18 protein-coding genes, 1 tRNA gene, 2 rRNA genes and 1 riboswitch are annotated in these 21559 nt (G+C 55.2%); of the genes, 12 read left to right on the top strand and 9 right to left on the bottom strand.

The annotated features are described in order from the left end of the window. Nucleotides 1–11: 11 nt before the first annotated feature. The 3 genes from A4308_RS08295 to A4308_RS08285 all read right to left on the bottom strand — a co-directional run bounded on the left by A4308_RS08295 (nucleotide 12) and on the right by A4308_RS08285 (nucleotide 4807). Nucleotides 12–2914: ribosomal RNA gene (locus A4308_RS08295) — 23S ribosomal RNA — on the bottom strand. Between the two features lie 192 nt (nucleotides 2915–3106). Next, nucleotides 3107–3182: transfer RNA gene (locus A4308_RS08290), tRNA-Glu, on the bottom strand. 85 nt (nucleotides 3183–3267) lie between these two features. Further along, nucleotides 3268–4807: ribosomal RNA gene (locus A4308_RS08285) — 16S ribosomal RNA — on the bottom strand. The 16S and 23S rRNA genes sit together here with 1 tRNA gene alongside, the layout of an rRNA operon. A 560-nt stretch (nucleotides 4808–5367) precedes the next feature. Here A4308_RS08285 and purH point away from each other — a divergent pair. Together purH and purD are read left to right on the top strand one after the other, a co-directional pair. Further along, nucleotides 5368–6957 (top strand): bifunctional phosphoribosylaminoimidazolecarboxamide formyltransferase/IMP cyclohydrolase, encoded by a 1590-nt coding sequence (purH, locus tag A4308_RS08275; RefSeq protein ID WP_045282295.1) that lies wholly within the window; start codon nucleotides 5368–5370, stop codon nucleotides 6955–6957. A 16-nt stretch (nucleotides 6958–6973) separates the two neighbouring features. Further along, nucleotides 6974–8266 (top strand): phosphoribosylamine--glycine ligase, encoded by a 1293-nt coding sequence (gene purD, locus A4308_RS08270; RefSeq protein ID WP_023331769.1) that lies wholly within the window; start codon nucleotides 6974–6976, stop codon nucleotides 8264–8266. A 48-nt stretch (nucleotides 8267–8314) separates the two neighbouring features. Here purD and A4308_RS08265 read toward each other — a convergent pair whose 3' ends face one another. The 6 genes from A4308_RS08265 to nudC form a co-directional block, all read right to left on the bottom strand. After that, the gene (locus A4308_RS08265) at nucleotides 8315–9007 is read right to left on the bottom strand and encodes a DUF1481 domain-containing protein (RefSeq protein WP_045282296.1); all 693 of its coding nucleotides are present in this window, start codon (nucleotides 9005–9007) and stop codon (nucleotides 8315–8317) included. A gap of 11 nt (nucleotides 9008–9018) precedes the next feature. Then, complete coding sequence (gene hupA / locus A4308_RS08260; RefSeq protein WP_002445246.1) at nucleotides 9019–9291, bottom strand: nucleoid-associated protein HU-alpha; 273 nt, start codon at nucleotides 9289–9291, stop codon at nucleotides 9019–9021. Between the two features lie 186 nt (nucleotides 9292–9477). Continuing rightward, entirely contained in the window at nucleotides 9478–10068 is a 591-nt protein-coding gene (locus A4308_RS08255; RefSeq protein WP_014882079.1) for a YjaG family protein, read from the bottom strand. A 41-nt stretch (nucleotides 10069–10109) separates the two neighbouring features. Continuing rightward, on the bottom strand, nucleotides 10110–10781 hold the full coding sequence (gene nfi, locus A4308_RS08250; RefSeq protein WP_023331768.1) for a deoxyribonuclease V: 672 nt from the start codon (nucleotides 10779–10781) through the stop codon (nucleotides 10110–10112). A 9-nt stretch (nucleotides 10782–10790) separates the two neighbouring features. Further along, nucleotides 10791–11855 (bottom strand): uroporphyrinogen decarboxylase, encoded by a 1065-nt coding sequence (hemE, locus tag A4308_RS08245; protein ID WP_023336588.1) that lies wholly within the window; start codon nucleotides 11853–11855, stop codon nucleotides 10791–10793. 38 nt (nucleotides 11856–11893) lie between these two features. Further along, nucleotides 11894–12667: an NAD(+) diphosphatase gene (nudC, locus tag A4308_RS08240; RefSeq protein WP_023336587.1), complete on the bottom strand. Its 774-nt coding sequence runs from the start codon at nucleotides 12665–12667 to the stop codon at nucleotides 11894–11896. Nucleotides 12668–12762: 95 nt separating this feature from the next. Between nudC and A4308_RS08235 the strand changes: the two genes are divergently transcribed. From A4308_RS08235 to A4308_RS08190, 10 genes are all read left to right on the top strand, one after another. Further along, on the top strand, nucleotides 12763–13260 hold the full coding sequence (locus A4308_RS08235) for an Rsd/AlgQ family anti-sigma factor (RefSeq protein ID WP_014882075.1): 498 nt from the start codon (nucleotides 12763–12765) through the stop codon (nucleotides 13258–13260). 54 nt (nucleotides 13261–13314) lie between these two features. Next, a riboswitch (TPP riboswitch) is annotated at nucleotides 13315–13426 on the top strand. A 79-nt stretch (nucleotides 13427–13505) separates the two neighbouring features. Further along, entirely contained in the window at nucleotides 13506–15401 is a 1896-nt protein-coding gene (gene thiC / locus A4308_RS08230; protein ID WP_023331766.1) for a phosphomethylpyrimidine synthase ThiC, read from the top strand. Beyond that, entirely contained in the window at nucleotides 15401–16036 is a 636-nt protein-coding gene (gene thiE, locus A4308_RS08225) for a thiamine phosphate synthase (protein ID WP_023336585.1), read from the top strand. Before thiC ends, thiE begins: the two co-directional genes overlap by 1 nt. Next, nucleotides 16029–16784: a HesA/MoeB/ThiF family protein gene (locus tag A4308_RS08220; protein ID WP_045282298.1), complete on the top strand. Its 756-nt coding sequence runs from the start codon at nucleotides 16029–16031 to the stop codon at nucleotides 16782–16784. Before thiE ends, A4308_RS08220 begins: the two co-directional genes overlap by 8 nt. Then, complete coding sequence (thiS, locus tag A4308_RS08215) at nucleotides 16768–16968, top strand: sulfur carrier protein ThiS (RefSeq protein WP_014882071.1); 201 nt, start codon at nucleotides 16768–16770, stop codon at nucleotides 16966–16968. The genes A4308_RS08220 and thiS overlap by 17 nt, the downstream gene beginning before the upstream one ends. Nucleotide 16969: 1 nt before the next feature. Then, nucleotides 16970–17740, top strand: coding sequence for a thiazole synthase (thiG, locus tag A4308_RS08210; protein WP_045282299.1), 771 nt, complete (start codon nucleotides 16970–16972; stop codon nucleotides 17738–17740). Then, nucleotides 17737–18864 carry a 2-iminoacetate synthase ThiH gene (gene thiH / locus A4308_RS08205; RefSeq protein WP_014882069.1) on the top strand — a complete coding sequence of 376 codons (1128 nt, stop codon included), beginning with the start codon at nucleotides 17737–17739 and terminating at the stop codon, nucleotides 18862–18864. Before thiG ends, thiH begins: the two co-directional genes overlap by 4 nt. A 338-nt stretch (nucleotides 18865–19202) precedes the next feature. Then, entirely contained in the window at nucleotides 19203–20744 is a 1542-nt protein-coding gene (locus tag A4308_RS08200; RefSeq protein WP_045282300.1) for a sensor domain-containing diguanylate cyclase, read from the top strand. Between the two features lie 146 nt (nucleotides 20745–20890). Continuing rightward, nucleotides 20891–21196 (top strand): PTS sugar transporter subunit IIB, encoded by a 306-nt coding sequence (locus A4308_RS08195; protein ID WP_014882067.1) that lies wholly within the window; start codon nucleotides 20891–20893, stop codon nucleotides 21194–21196. A gap of 4 nt (nucleotides 21197–21200) precedes the next feature. After that, a complete protein-coding gene (locus A4308_RS08190; RefSeq protein WP_008503455.1) occupies nucleotides 21201–21518 on the top strand; it encodes a PTS lactose/cellobiose transporter subunit IIA in 318 nt (105 codons plus the stop codon). Nucleotides 21519–21559: the final 41 nt, after the last annotated feature.

Here is a 21559-nt window from a genome sequence, read left to right as displayed (position 1 = left end):
TTCGGCGTTGTAAGGTTAAGCCTCACGGTTCATTAGTATCGGTTAGCTCAACGCATCGCTGCGCTTACACACCCGACCTATCAACGTCGTCGTCTTCAACGTTCCTTCAGGAGACTTAAAGTCTCAGGGAGAACTCATCTCGGGGCAAGTTTCGTGCTTAGATGCTTTCAGCACTTATCTCTTCCGCATTTAGCTACCGGGCAGTGCCATTGGCATGACAACCCGAACACCAGTGATGCGTCCACTCCGGTCCTCTCGTACTAGGAGCAGCCCCCCTCAATTCTCCAGCGCCCACGGCAGATAGGGACCGAACTGTCTCACGACGTTCTAAACCCAGCTCGCGTACCACTTTAAATGGCGAACAGCCATACCCTTGGGACCTACTTCAGCCCCAGGATGTGATGAGCCGACATCGAGGTGCCAAACACCGCCGTCGATATGAACTCTTGGGCGGTATCAGCCTGTTATCCCCGGAGTACCTTTTATCCGTTGAGCGATGGCCCTTCCATTCAGAACCACCGGATCACTATGACCTGCTTTCGCACCTGCTCGAGCCGTCACTCTCGCAGTCAAGCTAGCTTATGCCATTGCACTAACCTCCTGATGTCCGACCAGGATTAGCTAACCTTCGTGCTCCTCCGTTACTCTTTGGGAGGAGACCGCCCCAGTCAAACTACCCACCAGACACTGTCCGCAACCCGGATTACGGGTCTACGTTAGAACACCAGCCATTAAAGGGTGGTATTTCAAGGCGGCTCCACGCAGACTGGCGTCCACGCTTCAAAGCCTCCCACCTATCCTACACATCAAGGACCAGTGTTCAGTGTCAAGCTATAGTAAAGGTTCACGGGGTCTTTCCGTCTTGCCGCGGGTACACTGCATCTTCACAGCGAGTTCAATTTCACTGAGTCTCGGGTGGAGACAGCCTGGCCATCATTACGCCATTCGTGCAGGTCGGAACTTACCCGACAAGGAATTTCGCTACCTTAGGACCGTTATAGTTACGGCCGCCGTTTACCGGGGCTTCGATCAAGAGCTTCGCGTTACCGCTAACCCCATCAATTAACCTTCCGGCACCGGGCAGGCGTCACACCGTATACGTCCACTTTCGTGTTTGCACAGTGCTGTGTTTTTAATAAACAGTTGCAGCCAGCTGGTATCTTCGACTGATTTCAGCTCCACCCGCAGGGGCTTCACCTACATATCAGCGTGCCTTCTCCCGAAGTTACGGCACCATTTTGCCTAGTTCCTTCACCCGAGTTCTCTCAAGCGCCTTGGTATTCTCTACCTGACCACCTGTGTCGGTTTGGGGTACGATTTGTGTTACCTGATGCTTAGAGGCTTTTCCTGGAAGCAGGGCATTTGTTACTTCAGCACCGTAGTGCCTCGTCATCACACCTCAGCGTTAAAAGGTACCGGATTTACCTGGAACCTCCGCCTACATGCTTAAACCGGGACAACCGTCGCCCGGCTAACATAGCCTTCTCCGTCCCCCCTTCGCAGTAACACCAAGTACAGGAATATTAACCTGTTTCCCATCGACTACGCCTTTCGGCCTCGCCTTAGGGGTCGACTCACCCTGCCCCGATTAACGTTGGACAGGAACCCTTGGTCTTCCGGCGAGCGGGCTTTTCACCCGCTTTATCGTTACTTATGTCAGCATTCGCACTTCTGATACCTCCAGCAACCCTCACAGGCCACCTTCAACGGCTTACAGAACGCTCCCCTACCCAACAACGCATAAGCGTCGCTGCCGCAGCTTCGGTGCATGGTTTAGCCCCGTTACATCTTCCGCGCAGGCCGACTCGACCAGTGAGCTATTACGCTTTCTTTAAATGATGGCTGCTTCTAAGCCAACATCCTGGCTGTCTGTGCCTTCCCACATCGTTTCCCACTTAACCATGACTTTGGGACCTTAGCTGGCGGTCTGGGTTGTTTCCCTCTTCACGACGGACGTTAGCACCCGCCGTGTGTCTCCCGTGATAACATTCTTCGGTATTCGTAGTTTGCATCGGGTTGGTAAGCCGGGATGGCCCCCTAGCCGAAACAGTGCTCTACCCCCGAAGATGAATTCACGAGGCGCTACCTAAATAGCTTTCGGGGAGAACCAGCTATCTCCCGGTTTGATTGGCCTTTCACCCCCAGCCACAGGTCATCCGCTAATTTTTCAACATTAGTCGGTTCGGTCCTCCAGTTAGTGTTACCCAACCTTCAACCTGCCCATGGCTAGATCACCGGGTTTCGGGTCTATACCCTGCAACTTAACGCCCAGTTAAGACTCGGTTTCCCTTCGGCTCCCCTATACGGTTAACCTTGCTACAGAATATAAGTCGCTGACCCATTATACAAAAGGTACGCAGTCACCTAACAAGTAGGCTCCCACTGCTTGTACGTACACGGTTTCAGGTTCTTTTTCACTCCCCTCGCCGGGGTTCTTTTCGCCTTTCCCTCACGGTACTGGTTCACTATCGGTCAGTCAGGAGTATTTAGCCTTGGAGGATGGTCCCCCCATATTCAGACAGGATACCACGTGTCCCGCCCTACTCTTCGAGTTCACAACCTGTGCATTTTCGTGTACGGGACTATCACCCTGTACCGTCGGACTTTCCAGACCGTTCCACTAACACACAAGCTGATTCAGACTCCGGGCTGCTCCCCGTTCGCTCGCCGCTACTGGGGGAATCTCGGTTGATTTCTTTTCCTCGGGGTACTTAGATGTTTCAGTTCCCCCGGTTCGCCTCGTTAACCTATGTATTCAGTTAACGATAGTGTGACGAATCACACTGGGTTTCCCCATTCGGACATCGCCGGGTCAAAGGTTCATATCACCTCGCCGGCGCTTTTCGCAGATTAGCACGTCCTTCATCGCCTCTGACTGCCAGGGCATCCACCGTGTACGCTTAGTCGCTTAACCTCACAACCCGAAGATGTTTCTTTCGATTCATCATCGGTTTGCGAAAATTTGAGAGACTCGAACACACATAACATGTGTGTCGTTTCAATTTTCAGCTTGATCCAGATTTTTAAAGAGCAAATATCTCAAACATGACTCGCAAGTCAGTTTTGAGATATGACGGCAGGTGACTTTCACTCACGAACCAGCAAGTGGCGTCCCCTAGGGGATTCGAACCCCTGTTACCGCCGTGAAAGGGCGGTGTCCTGGGCCTCTAGACGAAGGGGACACTGAAGTCTCAATCGCAAGACGCCTTGCTATTTACTTTTCATCAGACAATCTGTGTGAGCACTACAAAGGCAGGTTCTTTAAGGTAAGGAGGTGATCCAACCGCAGGTTCCCCTACGGTTACCTTGTTACGACTTCACCCCAGTCATGAATCACAAAGTGGTAAGCGCCCTCCCGAAGGTTAAGCTACCTACTTCTTTTGCAACCCACTCCCATGGTGTGACGGGCGGTGTGTACAAGGCCCGGGAACGTATTCACCGTAGCATTCTGATCTACGATTACTAGCGATTCCGACTTCATGGAGTCGAGTTGCAGACTCCAATCCGGACTACGACGCACTTTATGAGGTCCGCTTGCTCTCGCGAGGTCGCTTCTCTTTGTATGCGCCATTGTAGCACGTGTGTAGCCCTACTCGTAAGGGCCATGATGACTTGACGTCATCCCCACCTTCCTCCAGTTTATCACTGGCAGTCTCCTTTGAGTTCCCGGCCTAACCGCTGGCAACAAAGGATAAGGGTTGCGCTCGTTGCGGGACTTAACCCAACATTTCACAACACGAGCTGACGACAGCCATGCAGCACCTGTCTCAGAGTTCCCGAAGGCACCAATCCATCTCTGGAAAGTTCTCTGGATGTCAAGAGTAGGTAAGGTTCTTCGCGTTGCATCGAATTAAACCACATGCTCCACCGCTTGTGCGGGCCCCCGTCAATTCATTTGAGTTTTAACCTTGCGGCCGTACTCCCCAGGCGGTCGACTTAACGCGTTAGCTCCGGAAGCCACGCCTCAAGGGCACAACCTCCAAGTCGACATCGTTTACGGCGTGGACTACCAGGGTATCTAATCCTGTTTGCTCCCCACGCTTTCGCACCTGAGCGTCAGTCTTTGTCCAGGGGGCCGCCTTCGCCACCGGTATTCCTCCAGATCTCTACGCATTTCACCGCTACACCTGGAATTCTACCCCCCTCTACAAGACTCTAGCCTGCCAGTTTCGAATGCAGTTCCCAGGTTGAGCCCGGGGATTTCACATCCGACTTGACAGACCGCCTGCGTGCGCTTTACGCCCAGTAATTCCGATTAACGCTTGCACCCTCCGTATTACCGCGGCTGCTGGCACGGAGTTAGCCGGTGCTTCTTCTGCGGGTAACGTCAATTGCTGCGGTTATTAACCACAACACCTTCCTCCCCGCTGAAAGTACTTTACAACCCGAAGGCCTTCTTCATACACGCGGCATGGCTGCATCAGGCTTGCGCCCATTGTGCAATATTCCCCACTGCTGCCTCCCGTAGGAGTCTGGACCGTGTCTCAGTTCCAGTGTGGCTGGTCATCCTCTCAGACCAGCTAGGGATCGTCGCCTAGGTGAGCCGTTACCCCACCTACTAGCTAATCCCATCTGGGCACATCTGATGGCAAGAGGCCCGAAGGTCCCCCTCTTTGGTCTTGCGACGTTATGCGGTATTAGCTACCGTTTCCAGTAGTTATCCCCCTCCATCAGGCAGTTTCCCAGACATTACTCACCCGTCCGCCACTCGTCACCCGAGAGCAAGCTCTCTGTGCTACCGTTCGACTTGCATGTGTTAGGCCTGCCGCCAGCGTTCAATCTGAGCCATGATCAAACTCTTCAATTTAAGTTTGATGCTCGTGAATTAAACTTCGTAATGAATTACGTATGTTCACTCAGAGACTTGGTATTCATTTTTCGTCTTGCGACGTTAAGAATCCATGTCACTTTGAGTGCCCACACAGATTGTCTGATAAATTGTTAAAGAGCAGTGCAACGCGGCTTTCGCTCACCGTTGCGAGGTGGCGTATATTACGCTTTCCTCTTTCAGAGTCAACCCGTTATTTCAGGATTTTTTCTCTTCAACCGACCGGGTTGTCTGTGAAGTGATTCACATCTGCCGTGTCGATGGAGGCGCATTATAGGGAGTTCTCCGCAGGCCGCAACCGCTAAATGACAGAAAAATGACTGACTGCTGCATTCCACAGCAAAACCCCGTCTTATACCCTTTTACACACAGACTTATCCACAATGATACGAAAAAGTAAAAATGTGCGAGCGTTGCGCAAACGTTTTCGTTAAAATGCTCGCGCTTCACAAGGATGCCTCGTCAGGTGTGTTAGATGAGTTTTTCGCAGGAAAATTCATCTAACGCTCTCTGTAATCGTGAAATCCAGGGGATTTACCATGCAACAACGTCGTCCAGTCCGCCGCGCTCTGCTCAGTGTTTCTGATAAAGCCGGTATCGTCGAATTCGCTCAGGCACTTTCTGCACGCGGTGTGGAGCTGCTTTCTACAGGCGGCACCGCACGCCTGTTAGCAGATAAAGGTCTGCCGGTAACCGAAGTGTCCGATTACACCGGTTTCCCGGAGATGATGGATGGACGCGTCAAAACTCTGCATCCGAAAGTGCACGGCGGTATTCTTGGCCGTCGCGACCAGGACGATGCCATTATGGAAAAGCATGATATTGCGCCAATCGACATGGTTGTCGTTAACCTCTACCCGTTTGCCCAGACCGTTGCCCGCGAAGGCTGCTCTCTGGAAGATGCGGTAGAAAATATTGATATCGGCGGCCCGACCATGGTGCGCTCTGCAGCCAAGAACCATAAAGATGTGGCCATCGTGGTGAAGAGCAGCGATTACAACACCATTATTAGCGAGATGGATGCCAACGAAGGGTCACTGACGCTCGACACGCGTTTCGACCTCGCTATCAAAGCCTTCGAACACACCGCTGCATACGACAGCATGATCGCCAACTACTTCGGTAGCCTGGTGCCGGCTTACCACGGTGAAAGCAACGATCCTTCTGGCCGCTTCCCGCGCACGCTGAACCTGAACTTCATCAAGAAGCAGGATATGCGTTACGGCGAGAACAGCCACCAGCAGGCTGCCTTCTATATAGAAGAAGAGATCAAAGAAGCCTCGGTTGCCACCGCTCAGCAGGTTCAGGGCAAGGCGCTCTCCTACAACAATATTGCTGACACCGACGCTGCGCTGGAATGCGTGAAAGAGTTCAGCGAGCCAGCCTGCGTTATCGTCAAGCACGCTAACCCATGCGGCGTGGCGGTGAGCACCTCTCTTCTGGACGCTTACGACCGTGCTTACAAAACCGACCCGACCTCCGCGTTTGGCGGCATTATCGCCTTCAACCGCGAGCTGGATGCCCAAACCGCGCAGGCCATCATCTCCCGACAGTTTGTTGAAGTGATCATTGCACCATCGGCATCCGAAGAAGCGCTCAAAATCACCGCGGCAAAACAGAATGTGCGCGTACTGATTTGCGGTCAGTGGGCAAATCGCGTGCCGGGTCTGGACTTCAAACGCGTGAACGGCGGCCTTCTGGTTCAGGATCGCGATCTGGGTATGGTGACAGAAGCTGACCTGCGCGTAGTGACCAAACGCCAGCCGAGCGAGCAGGAGCTGCGTGACGCGCTGTTCTGCTGGAAAGTGGCGAAGTTCGTCAAGTCCAACGCCATCGTCTACGCCAAAGAGAACATGACCATCGGAATAGGCGCAGGCCAGATGAGCCGTGTCTACTCTGCGAAAATTGCCGGGATCAAAGCAGGTGATGAAGGGCTGGAAGTGAAAGGTTCCGCCATGGCCTCTGATGCCTTCTTCCCGTTCCGTGACGGTATCGATGCGGCAGCCGCTGTAGGCATTACCTGCGTGATCCAGCCTGGTGGTTCTATCCGCGACGACGAAGTGATTGCCGCCGCCGACGAGCACGGTATCGCGATGATCTTCACCGACATGCGCCACTTCCGCCATTAATTCCCGGAGCAGAAAAATGAAAGTATTAGTGATTGGTAACGGCGGACGCGAGCACGCTCTGGCGTGGAAAGCGGCGCAGTCTCCGCGGGTGAAAACGGTCTTCGTGGCACCGGGTAACGCCGGTACTGCCCTGGAACCCGCTTTGCAGAACGTCGCCATCGGTGTGACCGATATCCCGGCCCTGCTGAACTTTGCCCAGAATGAGAAAATCGATCTGACCATTGTCGGCCCGGAAGCGCCCCTGGTGATTGGCGTAGTTGACGCGTTCCGCGCTGCTGGCCTGAAAATCTTCGGACCAACGGAAGGTGCTGCCCAGCTGGAAGGGTCTAAGGCCTTCACCAAAGATTTCCTGGCACGTCACAACATCCCGACGGCGGAATATCAGAACTTCACCGAAGTGGAGCCAGCTCTGGCTTACCTGCGTGAAAAAGGCGCGCCGATCGTTATTAAAGCCGACGGTCTGGCCGCCGGTAAAGGGGTTATCGTTGCGATGACCCTCGAAGAAGCGGAAGCCGCGGTTCAGGATATGCTGGCTGGCAATGCCTTTGGCGATGCAGGCCACCGTATCGTGATTGAAGAGTTCCTCGACGGCGAAGAAGCGAGCTTCATTGTCATGGTCGACGGCGAGCACGTTCTGCCGATGGCCACCAGCCAGGATCATAAACGCGTGGGTAATGGCGATACCGGTCCTAATACCGGCGGGATGGGCGCCTACTCCCCTGCCCCGGTGGTGACGGATGAAGTACATCAGCGCACCATGGACCGCATTATCTGGCCTACCGTGAAAGGCATGGCGGCGGAAGGGAATACCTACACCGGTTTCCTCTATGCAGGTCTGATGATCGACAAGCAGGGCAACCCTAAGGTTATCGAGTTCAACTGCCGCTTTGGCGATCCGGAAACTCAACCGATAATGCTGCGCATGAAATCGGACCTGGTCGATCTGTGTCTGGCGGCTTGCGAAGGCAAGCTGGACGAGAAAACCTCAGAGTGGGATGAACGTGCGTCTCTGGGCGTGGTGATTGCCGCGGGCGGTTATCCGGGTAACTACAACACCGGTGATGAAATCCACGGCCTGCCGCTGGAAGAGATTGACGGTGCGAAGGTATTCCACGCGGGTACGAAACTGTCTGACGACGAGCGCGTCCTGACCAACGGCGGCCGCGTCCTGTGTGCTACCGCACTGGGTCATACCGTTGCAGAAGCGCAGAAGCGTGCCTATGCGCTGATGGCGGATATTCACTGGAACGGTAGCTTTAGCCGTCAGGATATTGGTTATCGTGCGATTGCGCGCGAGCAGGGCGAGTAATTTTCCCCCTCACCCTAACCCTCTCCCTCAAGGGAGAGGGGATTTACGTCAAAAACTCTTCTCTGTCGGCTGCCACGTGCAGAAATCTTCGTTCGCCACCAGCAACAGCTGAGAGCCTTCCGGCGCCTCAAGCCACGCCACACTCACTTCCATTGATGAATGACGCTGACGGCGTTGAATATGTTCGGTCGCCCAGGATTCAAGCTCAGGCTTCACCGTCTGCCCTTCGCAGGTGGTTACCGTGCCATCGTTATGCCAGCGCCCCTGACGCAGCACCACACGTCCAAGACGAAGCGCATCGCTGGTCTGGCGGATTTGTTCAGCACGATAGCGGTAGAGGGCAATCTGATCGCTGGAAAGCTGCTGTTTTTGACCACTCACTTCACGCTGCATAAAGCTCAGCTCACCATGGTCGTCAAAACGCACTTTCACATGTTCGGGGGTTTTACTGTAGACGTTCAGTTCAATCAGCGACAGGTAATCACCCTGCCAGCGATACTCCGCGGTCGACGTATTGCCGTTATGCCACGGACTGAAAGCGGAGAGCAGATGCACTTCGCCGCCGGAATCTTTGCGCCATATCCTCACCGCACCCTGATTGTCAGCGTAGCCGCTGGCGGTAAACGGTGGCAGAGAGGTGTCGTGGCTGCAGGCAGACAGCAGAAGCACGCCTGCCAGCGCGAGCGTTCCACGCCGGAATGACAAAAGGGGCGTTGCCGCCCCTTCGCTAAAACTGTTCACTGCCACGCGTCTTACTTAACAGCGTCTTTCAGTGCTTTACCAGAAACAAATGCCGGCACGTTAGCTGCGGCGATTTTGATTTCTTTACCGGTCTGCGGGTTGCGGCCAGTACGCTCAGCGCGGTGGTTCACTTTGAAGGTACCGAAACCAACCAGTTGTACAGCATCGCCTTCTTTCAGAGACTCAGTAATAGCAGCCAGGGTAGATTCCAGAGCAGCTTTAGCCTGCACTTTAGACAGATCAGCCTTGTCCGCAATTACATCAATCAGTTGAGTCTTGTTCATAAGTTATCCTTTCAATGTGTTTATCGCTTGCTAAGCATCGAGTGCGACGAAAATGCCAAAAAAGCACTCTCCTGCATACACGCACCGATAGCCACTTTTTTTCGCCCCCCAAATGTAGACCAGACGGGGGGCAGAAGGGAAGAGTCGAGGTGCGACAAAACAGGCGTTAAATCACGTTTTGTTGTCTCATTGGTTAAAAATTATACCAATATTGCTCTCGCCCGACTCACGTAAGTCCGCACGCAGCCCTTTGATCAGCTCAATGTCACGTTCTTCACACTCTGCCAGCAGGCGGAAAATTTCCCACTGGATATCCCATTCCTGCTCAACCGCCGGGTTAGCTCGCAGCTCTTCGTCGGTCATTTCACGGCCTTCCTGGGTCATTTCGAGCATCGCAACGGTCGTAATGGATGCCTTACTGACTTCGATAGCATGCTCCAGGGTTTCGCCACTCAGACGGGAGTGGATCAGCTCACTTAATGCCACGCAGGCATCAATGGCCGGATAGACACCGTACAGATCAAAATCATCCGCGGCCGGGATCGCCTCTTCCAGCTTTTCCAGTTGGGAGTCGAAATTCACCTTTGCGTCTTTGACCGTCAGCGTTTCCCAGATCAAATCCAGAATGCGGCGGTAGATATGACCATCACCAAAGCCCGTCTGCTTACAGAACGCGGCATAGTTGGGATACATGCGCTCGCACAGGCAAGCCATAAAGGTGACGTGCTGCCAGCTTTCCAGCTTCTCAAGGCGCAGATGGATCGGGTTTTGTAACATGATGATGTCTCGAATCGAAAATTAGCCGCAGTTTACCTGAATCACGGCTGAATTTCCTGCCAACGAACAAAAGCCGGACGCGAGGAAGCGACGGCGTCCGCCCAGCGGGTTGGCTCCGGTAAACGGTAGCCCTTCATGCAGCGCTGAACCCACGCCAGTGCGCTGTCCATACTCACCCGGTGACCGGTCGCGATAAACAGCGGATTACAGCGCGCTTTGCTGCGCCAGACCCACGCCAGCTGCTCGCCTTTATGGATAAGCGGCGCCAGCGCACCCGGCTCGGGGGAAAGTGGTTCAAACGCGCCACACAGGCGTTTTTTGGCAACGCCAATGGTCGGCACATCCACCAGCAGCCCAAAATGGCTGGCCACGCCTAAACGGCGCGGATGTGAGATACCGTGTCCATCCACAAACAGCAGGTCAGGTTTTTGCGAGAGCTGCTCCCATGCTGCCAGCAGCGCGGGATACTCGCGAAAGGAGAGGAAACCCGGAATGTACGGCATAGTGGTGGCGATACGCGCCACCTTGTACTCAACCAGCTCCAGCGAAGGGTATTTCAGAACCACCATCGCCGCTCGCGTCACTTCACCACCCTGCTCGAATCCGACGTCCGCTCCGCCAATGTACTGCGGGGGATCCTTATCCAGGCGATCCTCGCGGATCACCGATGAAGCCAGTTCAATTTGCTGAGCGCGTAGCGACGCGAGATCCATAACCACTCCTTACTGGTGATACTGGGCAGAAAGCCGATGCACCGCCTCCACAAATACGCCTGCATGCTCTGGCGGAACATCCTGATGAATGCCGTGGCCGAGGTTAAAGACGTGGCCTTCCCCCTGGCCGAAACCAGAGAGTATAGTCGACACTTCTTCTTCAATGCGGGCTGGCGGTGCATAGAGCATGGACGGGTCCATATTGCCCTGCAGCGCCACTTTGTCGCCCACGCGACGGCGAGCATCAGCGATATCGGTCGTCCAGTCGAGACCCAATGCATCGCAGCCGGTCGCCGCCATCGCTTCCAGCCACTGACCGCCACCTTTGGTGAACAGCGTCACCGGCACGCGGCGGCCTTCGTTTTCACGCAGCAGGCCATCAACGATTTTGTGCATGTAATACAGGGAGAACTGCTGATAATCGCGCCCGGTCAGTACGCCACCCCAAGTATCGAAAATCATCACTGACTGCGCGCCCGCTTTAATCTGCGCGTTGAGATAGAGCGTGACGCTCTTCGCCAGCTTGTCCAGCAGCGCATGCAGAGCCATCGGCTCGGCGTACATCATTTTTTTGATCACGGTAAAAGCTTTGCTGCTGCCACCTTCAACCATGTAAGTTGCCAGCGTCCACGGGCTACCGGAGAAGCCAATCAGCGGCACTTCGCCTTTCAGCTCACGGCGAATGGTGCGCACGGCGTTCATCACATAGCCCAGTTCGCCTTCCGGATCGGGGATCGGCAGCTTATCCACGTCGGCTTTGCTTTTGATCGGGGAGGTAAAACGCGGGCCTTCGCCGGTTTCAAAGTACAGGCCAAGGCCCATTGCATCCGGAATGGTCAGAATGTCCGAAAAGAGAATGGCGGCATCCAGCGGGAAGCGGCGCAGCGGCTGGAGCGTCACTTCACACGCCAGCTCAGCGTTTTTGCACAGCGACATAAAATCACCTGCCTGCGCACGCGTGGCTTTGTACTCTGGCAGATAACGTCCTGCCTGGCGCATCATCCACACCGGGGTGACATCAACGGGCTGGCGCAGCAGCGCACGCAGATAACGATCGTTCTTCAGTTCGGTCATTTTTGCAGTTCCTTAAGCGTCATGGCCTCAGTGTAACACTACTCATACTCGGCCCGACACATCGCCACGGTATCTTCTATCAGCCGACGCGCCACGGTGCCGGGTGGCGGTAACAGAGGCAAATCGTCATAACGATACCAGTTCGCGTCCAGCAGCTCTTTCTGATCGATAACGATCTCACCGCTGTCGTATTCCGCCATAAACGCCGTCATCAGGGACATCGGGAATGGCCACGGCTGAGACGTTACGTAGCGCAGGTTTTTCACCTTGATCCCGCTCTCTTCCATCACTTCACGCGCTACCGCCTGCTCCAGCGTTTCACCCACTTCGACGAAACCGGCAAGAACGGTATAAATGCCGTTGCGATGGCGGGTATGCTGCGCCAGCAGGATAGTATCCTCACGGCGAATGGCGACGATAATGCAGGGTGCAATCTGCGGATAGTAACGTTCACGGCAGTGGCCGCAGAGCATTGCCCACTCGGTTTTGCTCGGGTGCATGGTATGGCCGCAGTAGCCGCAGTATTTATGCGAGCGGTAAAACTCCGCCAGCTGGACGCCGCGCCCCGCCAGCTGGAACAAGCCAACATCCTGATCCAGCACCTGACGAACCGATCCCATCTCCTGACGGCGAGGCTGTTGGATCAACCACACTGCATCCCCCTGCCATTCACCAATCTTCAGTGCTGGCTGGCCAACAAGATTGAACGCCTCTGCTGCGCCATAAGGGATCTCCCCGGCAGGAAGCCATAGTTTTTGTTCGTGACTGACGATCCACCAACCCAGATCTGATTTTTCAATAATACGATCCATATCTATTGCACTACCTTCGCTTCACTGACATGTTGTTAGCATTGTGGTTACATTTTGGATAAGCAGATTCAATTCTCAACCTTGCGGAGTCAACCATGTTAAACCAGCTAGAAAGCCTGACTGAGCGCGTTAGAGGAAGTAACAAACTGGTGGATCGCTGGCTACATGTACGCAAGCATCTACTCGTGGCTTATTACAATCTGGTCGGTATTAAGCCTGGCAAAGAATCGTTTATGCGGCTGAATGAAAAAGCGCTGGATGATTTTTGTCAGAGCCTGGTCGACTACCTGTCCGACGGACATTTCAATATTTATGAACGTATTATCCGCGAAATGGAAGGGACAACGCCGTATTTAGCGGCCAGTAAACTCTATCCGCTGCTGGAAGCCAACACCCAGCAGATCATGGATTACTACGATTCCACGCTCGAAAATGCCATCGATCACGACAATTATCTTGAGTTCCAGCAGGCGCTTTCCGATCTTGGCGAAGCGCTGGAAGAGCGATTCACGCTGGAAGACAGGCTGATCGCCCTCGTCCTGGATAACGGCCTGGATGTGAGTAACGAAGACAACATCGCGCGCCCTGCTTGAGTTCTTAATCGTTAACGAGTAATTTACAACCATTCGCCCCTCTGCGGAGGGGGATTTTTCTTGTCGGAGTGCCCAGCGCTTAAACGCGCGGGCTGAGACCGTTAATTCGGGATCCGCGGAACCTGATCAGGTTAATACCTGCGAAGGGAACAAGAGTCACACTGCTGTTGTATCGCCCCTGAGGCGATCTTCTCTTGCTTCATCCGTCGTCTGACAAGCCATGTCCTTCACTTCTGGAATGAGCTATGTCTACCACTAAACTGACCCGTCGCGAACAGCGCGAACACGCCCAACACTTCATCGATACCCTGGAAGGTACCGCTTTCCCGAACTCGAAGCGCATATACATCACCGGTTCACAGGCCGACATTCGCGTGCCGATGCGCGAAATCCAGCTTAGCCCGACGCTTATCGGCGGCAGCAAAGATAACCCGCAATATGAAGATAACGAAGCCGTCCCGGTGTATGACACCTCCGGCCCGTATGGCGATCCCTCTGTTGCCATCAATGTTCAGCGGGGTCTGGCAAAGCTGCGCCAGCCGTGGATTGACGCACGTAACGACTGTGAAGAACTCAACGAACAAAGCTCGTCGTACACCAAAGCGCGCCTGGCCGACGACGGTCTGGACGAATTGCGTTTCACCGGTCTGCTGACGCCAAAACGCGCCAGAGCGGGCAAACGCGTGACCCAGCTGCACTATGCGCGCCAGGGAATCGTCACGCCGGAGATGGAGTTCATCGCCATTCGTGAAAACATGGGCCGCGAGCGTATCCGTAGCGAAGTGCTGCGCCACCAGCATCCAGGTGAAGGGTTTGGCGCTCGCCTGCCGGAAAACATCACGCCGGAGTTTGTGCGTGACGAAGTGGCCGCTGGCCGCGCGATTATCCCTGCCAACATCAACCACCCGGAATCCGAACCGATGATTATCGGCCGCAATTTCCTGGTGAAGGTCAATGCCAATATCGGTAACTCTGCCGTCACTTCCTCCATCGAAGAGGAGGTAGAAAAGCTGGTCTGGTCAACGCGCTGGGGCGCGGACACGGTAATGGACCTCTCAACTGGCCGTTATATTCACGAAACCCGCGAGTGGATCCTGCGTAACAGCCCGGTCCCGATTGGTACCGTCCCGATTTATCAGGCGCTGGAGAAAGTGAACGGCATCGCCGAAAACCTCACCTGGGAAACCTTCCGCGACACGCTGCTGGAGCAGGCGGAACAGGGCGTGGACTACTTCACGATTCACGCTGGCGTGCTGCTGCGCTACGTGCCGATGACCGCAAAACGTCTGACCGGCATCGTCTCCCGCGGCGGATCCATCATGGCAAAATGGTGTCTGTCACATCATCAGGAAAACTTCCTCTACGAACACTTCCGCGAGATCTGCGAAATCTGCGCTGCCTATGACGTATCCCTGTCGCTGGGCGACGGCCTGCGTCCGGGCTCCATTCGCGATGCCAACGACGAAGCGCAGTTTGCCGAGCTGCACACGCTGGGCGAACTGACAAAAATTGCATGGGAGTATGACGTACAGGTAATGATTGAAGGCCCTGGACATGTGCCGATGCAGATGATCCGCCGCAATATGACCGAGGAGCTGGAGCACTGCCACGAAGCGCCGTTCTATACTCTGGGGCCCCTGACCACCGATATTGCACCGGGCTACGACCACTTCACCTCCGGGATTGGCGCAGCGATGATCGGCTGGTTCGGCTGCGCCATGCTCTGCTACGTCACGCCGAAAGAGCACCTGGGCCTGCCAAATAAAGAGGACGTGAAGCAAGGACTGATTACCTACAAAATTGCCGCTCATGCGGCGGATCTGGCGAAAGGCCACCCGGGGGCGCAAATCCGCGATAACGCCATGTCGAAGGCGCGCTTTGAATTCCGCTGGGAAGATCAGTTCAACCTGGCGCTGGACCCCTTCACCGCCCGCGCCTACCACGACGAAACCCTGCCACAGGAATCGGGCAAGGTGGCACACTTCTGCTCCATGTGCGGTCCAAAATTCTGCTCGATGAAAATCAGCCAGGAGGTACGCGACTACGCCGCCGCACAGACCATCGAAGTGGGTATGGCAGACATGTCAGAAACCTTCCGCGCGAAAGGCGGCGAGATCTACCTCAAAAAAGAGGAGGCCTAATGTACCAGCCTGATTTCCCCTCCGTGCCCTTCCGTTTAGGGCTCTATCCGGTGGTGGACAGCGTGGAGTGGATCCAACGCCTGCTGGAGGCAGGCGTTCGCACCCTCCAGCTGCGCATCAAGGATAAGCGCGATGAAGAAGTTGAGGCCGACGTTATCGCCGCCATCGCGCTGGGACGACGCTACCACGCTCGTCTGTTTATCAACGACTACTGGCGGCTGGCTATTAAGCACCAGGCGTACGGCGTCCATCTGGGTCAGGAAGATCTGGAAACTACCGATCTTAACGCTATTCGCAAAGCCGGGCTGCGGCTGGGGGTGTCGACACACGACGATATGGAAATTGACGTGGCACTGGCGGCGCGCCCCTCCTACATTGCCCTCGGCCACGTTTTTCCGACGCAAACCAAGCAGATGCCCTCCGCACCACAGGGTTTAACGCAGCTGGCGTTACACGTTAAGCGCCTGACCGATTACCCCACCGTTGCCATTGGCGGGATAAGCCTTGAACGCGCCCCTGCGGTACTGGAAACCGGCGTCGGCAGTATCGCCGTCGTCAGCGCGATTACCCAGGCGACGGACTGGCAGGCGGCCACGGCACGGCTTTTACAGCTGGCAGGAGCGGGCGATGAATGACCGCGATTTTATGCGCTACAGCCGTCAAATTCTGCTGGAGGATATCGCCATCGACGGGCAGCAAAAGCTGCTCGCCAGCAGGGTGTTGATTGTTGGTCTGGGTGGATTAGGCGCCCCCGCCGCGCTTTATCTGGCAGGCGCAGGTATCGGTACGCTGGTGCTGGCCGACGACGACGAGGTGCACCTCAGCAACCTGCAGCGACAAATCCTCTTCACGACAAAGGACATTAATCAACCCAAAGCGCAGATTACCCGCCAGAGGCTGAATCAGCTCAACCCGGACATCGAACTGATTGCACTCCAGACGCGGCTGAGCGATGACAATCTGCACCGTGAGGTCGCCCTGGCCGACGTGGTGCTGGACTGCACTGACAATATGGCGACGCGTCAGGCGATCAACGCCGCCTGCGTGATCAATAACACGCCGCTGATCACCGCCAGCGCGGTGGGGTTCGGCGGACAGATGATGGTCCTGACGCCCCCCTGGGCGCAGGGCTGCTATCGCTGCCTGTGGCCGGACGATGCCGAGCCCGCACGCAACTGCCGCACGGCAGGCATTCTTGGCCCGGTAGTCGGAGTGATGGGCACCCTTCAGGCGCTTGAGGCCATCAAGCTGCTCAGCGGCATGGAGACGGAACGTAATACGCTGCGGCTGTTCGACGCTCGTTCAGGCGGCTGGCGCCATCTGGCCTTAAACCGCGCCAGCCACTGCCCGGTATGCGGAGGCCGCGATGCGCATTCTGTTTAACGATGAGCCGATAAGCTGCGACGACGGGCTGACCATTGCCGCCCTGCTCGATAAGTTACGTCAGCTCAAGCCGGGAACGGCGCTGGCACTCAATCAACAGATCCTGCCGCGCGAGCAGTGGGAACATCAGCAGGTCAATGACGGCGACCAGATCCTGCTGTTTCAGGTTATCGCAGGGGGCTGAGATGCTACATATTGCCGATAAAATCTTTGATTCACATCTGTTTACCGGAACCGGAAAGTTCGCCTCTCCACAGCTGATGGTAGAGGCCATCCGTGAAAGTGGCAGCCAGCTGGTGACGCTGGCGATGAAACGCGTGGATCTGCGCCAGCACAACGATGCCATTCTTGCGCCTTTGCTGGAGGCAGGCGTTACGCTCTTGCCCAACACCTCCGGTGCAAAAACGGCGGAAGAAGCAATTTTCGCCGCACAGCTGGCACGTGAAGCGCTCGGTACCCGCTGGCTGAAGCTGGAAATTCATCCGGATGCCCGCTGGCTGCTGCCGGACCCGATTGAAACGCTGAAAGCAGCAGAAAAGCTTGTGCAGCAAGGGTTTACCGTCCTGCCTTACTGCGGGGCGGACCCTGTGCTATGTAAGCGTCTGGAAGAGGTCGGCTGTGCCGCCGTGATGCCGCTGGGTGCGCCAATTGGCTCTAATCAGGGTCTCGAAACTCGCGCGATGCTGGAGATCATCATTGAACAAGCCACCGTGCCGGTGGTGGTAGATGCGGGGATTGGCGTACCAAGCCATGCCGCGCAGGCGCTGGAGATGGGGGCCGACGCGGTACTGGTCAATACGGCGATTGCGGTGGCTGACGATCCGGTCATGATGGCGCGCGCGTTCCGCATGGCCGTAGAGGCCGGCTTGCTGGCAAGAGGATCCGGCCCTGGCTCGCGCAGTTTTCAGGCGCAGGCCACCAGCCCGCTGACCGGTTTTCTGGAGGCTCTCTCATGAGTACGTTTACCGAACGCTGGCGTCAGCTCAACTGGGACGATATCGCCCTGCGTATCAACAGCAAAACGGCGGCTGACGTGGAGCGTGCCCTGAATGCCCGTCATCTGACCCGTGAGGACCTGATGGCCCTGCTCTCTCCGGCGGCCAGCGCGTACCTTGAACCGATGGCGCAGCGCGCTCAGCGCCTTACCCGCCAGCGTTTTGGCAACACGGTAAGCTTCTACGTCCCACTTTATCTCTCGAACCTGTGCGCCAATGACTGCACCTATTGCGGTTTCTCCATGAGCAACCGCATCAAGCGGAAAACCCTTGATGAAGATGAGATCGCACGTGAGTGCGCCGCCATTCGTGAAATGGGGTTCGAACATCTTCTGCTGGTCACGGGTGAGCATCAGGGAAAAGTGGGAATGGACTATTTCCGTCAGCACCTTCCGGCGATACGTCGCGAGTTTGCGTCGTTGCAGATGGAGGTACAGCCCCTGTCGCAGGATGAGTACGCGGAGTTAAAATCGCTCGGGCTGGATGGGGTCATGGTTTACCAGGAAACCTACCACGAGGCAACGTACGCCCGGCACCACCTGAAGGGGAAGAAACAGGATTTCTTCTTCCGGCTGGAGACACCGGACAGGCTGGGCCGCGCCGGGATCGATAAAATCGGTCTCGGGGCGCTGATTGGGCTCTCCGACAGCTGGCGGGTCGATTGCTACATGGTGGCAGAACATTTGCTGTGGCTCCAGCAGCACTACTGGCAGAGCCGGTATTCTATCTCTTTCCCCCGCCTGCGACCCTGCGCAGGCGGAATAGAACCGGCATCGCTGATGGATGAGCGTCAGCTGGTGCAGACTATCTGCGCGTTTCGCCTGCTCGCCCCGGAGGTTGAATTATCGCTTTCAACGCGTGAGTCCCCGGCGTTTCGCGATCGCGTGATCCCGCTGGCAATTAACAACGTTAGCGCGTTTTCCAAAACACAGCCGGGCGGTTACGCCGACGATCACCCGGAGCTGGAACAGTTTGCACCGCATGACGGGCGACGTCCGGAGGCAGTCGCCGCCGCCCTGACGGCACAGGGTCTACAGCCGGTCTGGAAAGACTGGGACAGCTGGCTGGGAAGAGCCTCGCAATAACGTTGAAACACGCTGCAATACGGTAAAAAAGTGTCGAGACGCTACGGAAAGCTAAAACCGGACGATTGTCAGCGATTGTCCGGTTTTTTATTGTCACCCGGTCAGCAAGGGATGCTGGCCAGGGCGAAAAGCTTCTTCCTCGTTTCGCCCTGCCTCCGATTTCTTGCATAAATGGGGCGGCAAAAACATGGATAAGGAATTTCTTAGTGATTCTTAAGATAAATCATCTTGCCGAAAATCGTGTTCCGTATAATTCACCGCGAACCGCAGGACAGCGACTATGCTGAGAGGATATCGGCAGACAAAAAATATTCACCATCAGGATCGATGTACAACTCATGGCACTTCACAGCAAAAAGCTCTCTTTTACCCGGCCAATCATGCTCAGCTTCGCGGGGATCCTGTGCAGTTTTGCGCTGATCGCGGTCGTGGTCTCTCTTTCGCAAAGAAAGGATTTCCTTGAGGATTATCACAAGATTAACAGTAACTTCACGCATAACCTGGCGGTTAACTATACCGAATCAATCCTGCGTGAAAACGACTATATCCTTGGTCGCTCTGCGATGTACTTTGCCCGCAGCGAGATACTGAATGAGACGCTCAACGTCAACCCGACGCAAGGGCTGCAGATGTTGATGCATTTGCAAAACCTGATGCCGACCGTGTCATCCATCTCGCTGGCCGACACAGAGGGGCATTATTTACACGCACCAGAAGCGCCTCCCACGGAAAAGAGTAAAAACGTCGATCCGCGGACGCGCCCGTGGTTTGTCGCGCACGCAGAAGCCAGTATTTTCAGCCATTATACCCATCATTATACGGACTACTTTACCGGGCATCCGACAGTTACGCTTTATAAGCCATTGATTTCAACAGAAGGCAGACTCAAGGGAACCCTCGCTTTTCATCTTGATTTGACGTCGATGGGGTATACCCTTCGACAAATGGTGGCCCCCGTACAAGGGGAATTCTTCGTCGTCGAACGCGACGGGACCGTCGTGCTGCACCCAGATACCGGCGCCCTGTTCAAAAAGTACGTGAGCGAAGCGCTGATGGACAAAATGACCAGCGGCGAAGGCCATCTTTACGACCGGAAAACCAATGCCTGGTATTACTACTACTCTTTCACGAACCCGGACTGGTTTGTTATCTATCGGGTATCTGGCGCAACGCTTACCGATATCACCCGCCACGAAACCACTATCGTTGGCTGGGGCTTTGCGCTGGCAGCCATCATCATCATTCTCTTCGGTCTTTATCTGCGTCATGCCTCGCGTACCGTATTAATGACCATTATCAATGCGATCAAAACGGGCGATGTCAGCCAGGCACCGCGTCTGGAAGCGATGCTGAGCCACACGATTCAGTCCAATAAAGAGCGGGAGATGGCGTATGTTCGCCAGGCGACTCACGATGCGTTGACCGGCTGCAAAAACCGCCGCGCGTTTGACAATGATGTGGATGAACTGCTGACCGCCCACCAGCCTTTCGCACTGGCGCTGATTGATATCGATAACTTCAAATCGATCAACGACACATGGGGACATCTGAGTGGTGACATTGTCCTGCGTAATGTGGCGCGCGAAGGGATCCAGATAATGCAGCCACACAACATCTCGGTCTATCGCTACGGTGGAGAAGAGTTCGCGGTGATCTTCCAGGCCGAGCAGATCGCTGCCGCATTCTCATTGCTTGACGCCTGGCGCACCGCCGTTGAAAGGCGCGTCTGGCGGGAAGAAAACCTGCACGTTACGTTCAGTGCGGGTCTGGGGGAATGGCACTTCGAATCGCTGGAACAACTGGTGGGAAGTGTCGATAACGCGCTTTATAGCGCTAAACAGCAGGGAAAAAACCGCATTGTTCGAACAACCGTCGCCTAATTTTCTCTCCTCCCGTCAGAATTGTAACCGGTTTCAGGAAAATGCCGTTTTCTTTGTGATGCCTGACACACAATCGCGGTAAAGCGGTTGTTGAAGCGGTCTGCACGGGATAATTATCAATAAACACATGTAGATCGAGGCTGATTATGAAGAACATCGTTTTATGCTGTGCAGCGGGAATGTCAACCAGCATGCTGGTTCAACGTATGAAAGACGCCGCGCAGAAAAAAGGGGTTGAAGTCACCATTAAAGCCGTTCCGGTTGCGGAGTTTAAAGACAACATCGCGACGGCCGACATCGTATTGCTGGGGCCACAGGTTAAATACGAGCAGGCAAAACTGCAGGCACAGGCTGACCCACTGGGCAAAAAAGTCGCGGTGATCGACATGATGGACTACGGCATGATGAAAGGCGATGCCGTACTGGAAAAAGCCCTCAAACTGCTGGAGTGACCTCATGGAAGATTTAGAGACAACGATCATGGAACTGCTGGTCAACGCCGGGGCGGCGCGAAGTGCCGCGCTTACGGCATTACAAATGGCCCGCAAAGGTGAGTTCGACGAAGCCGAAAAAGCAATGGAAGAGTCTCGCGAATATGTGAAGCATGCGCATACGATCCAGACACAGCTTATCGGTCTTGACGAAGGAACCGGCAAGCTCCCGGTCAACCTGATAACCGTTCACTCTCAGGACCACCTGATGAACGCCATGGTGATTCAGGATCTGGCAGGCGACATGATTGAGCTTTATCGACGGATCCCGTTAGTGAATTGAAAAAATGCAGATGTAAAAAAACCCGCCGAGGCGGGTTTTTT

Origin of the sequence: Enterobacter sp. ODB01, from assembly GCF_001623605.1 — a bacterium.
Lineage (GTDB): Bacteria > Pseudomonadota > Gammaproteobacteria > Enterobacterales > Enterobacteriaceae > Enterobacter > Enterobacter kobei.
This window is presented reverse-complemented; position numbering and strand designations above follow the sequence as displayed.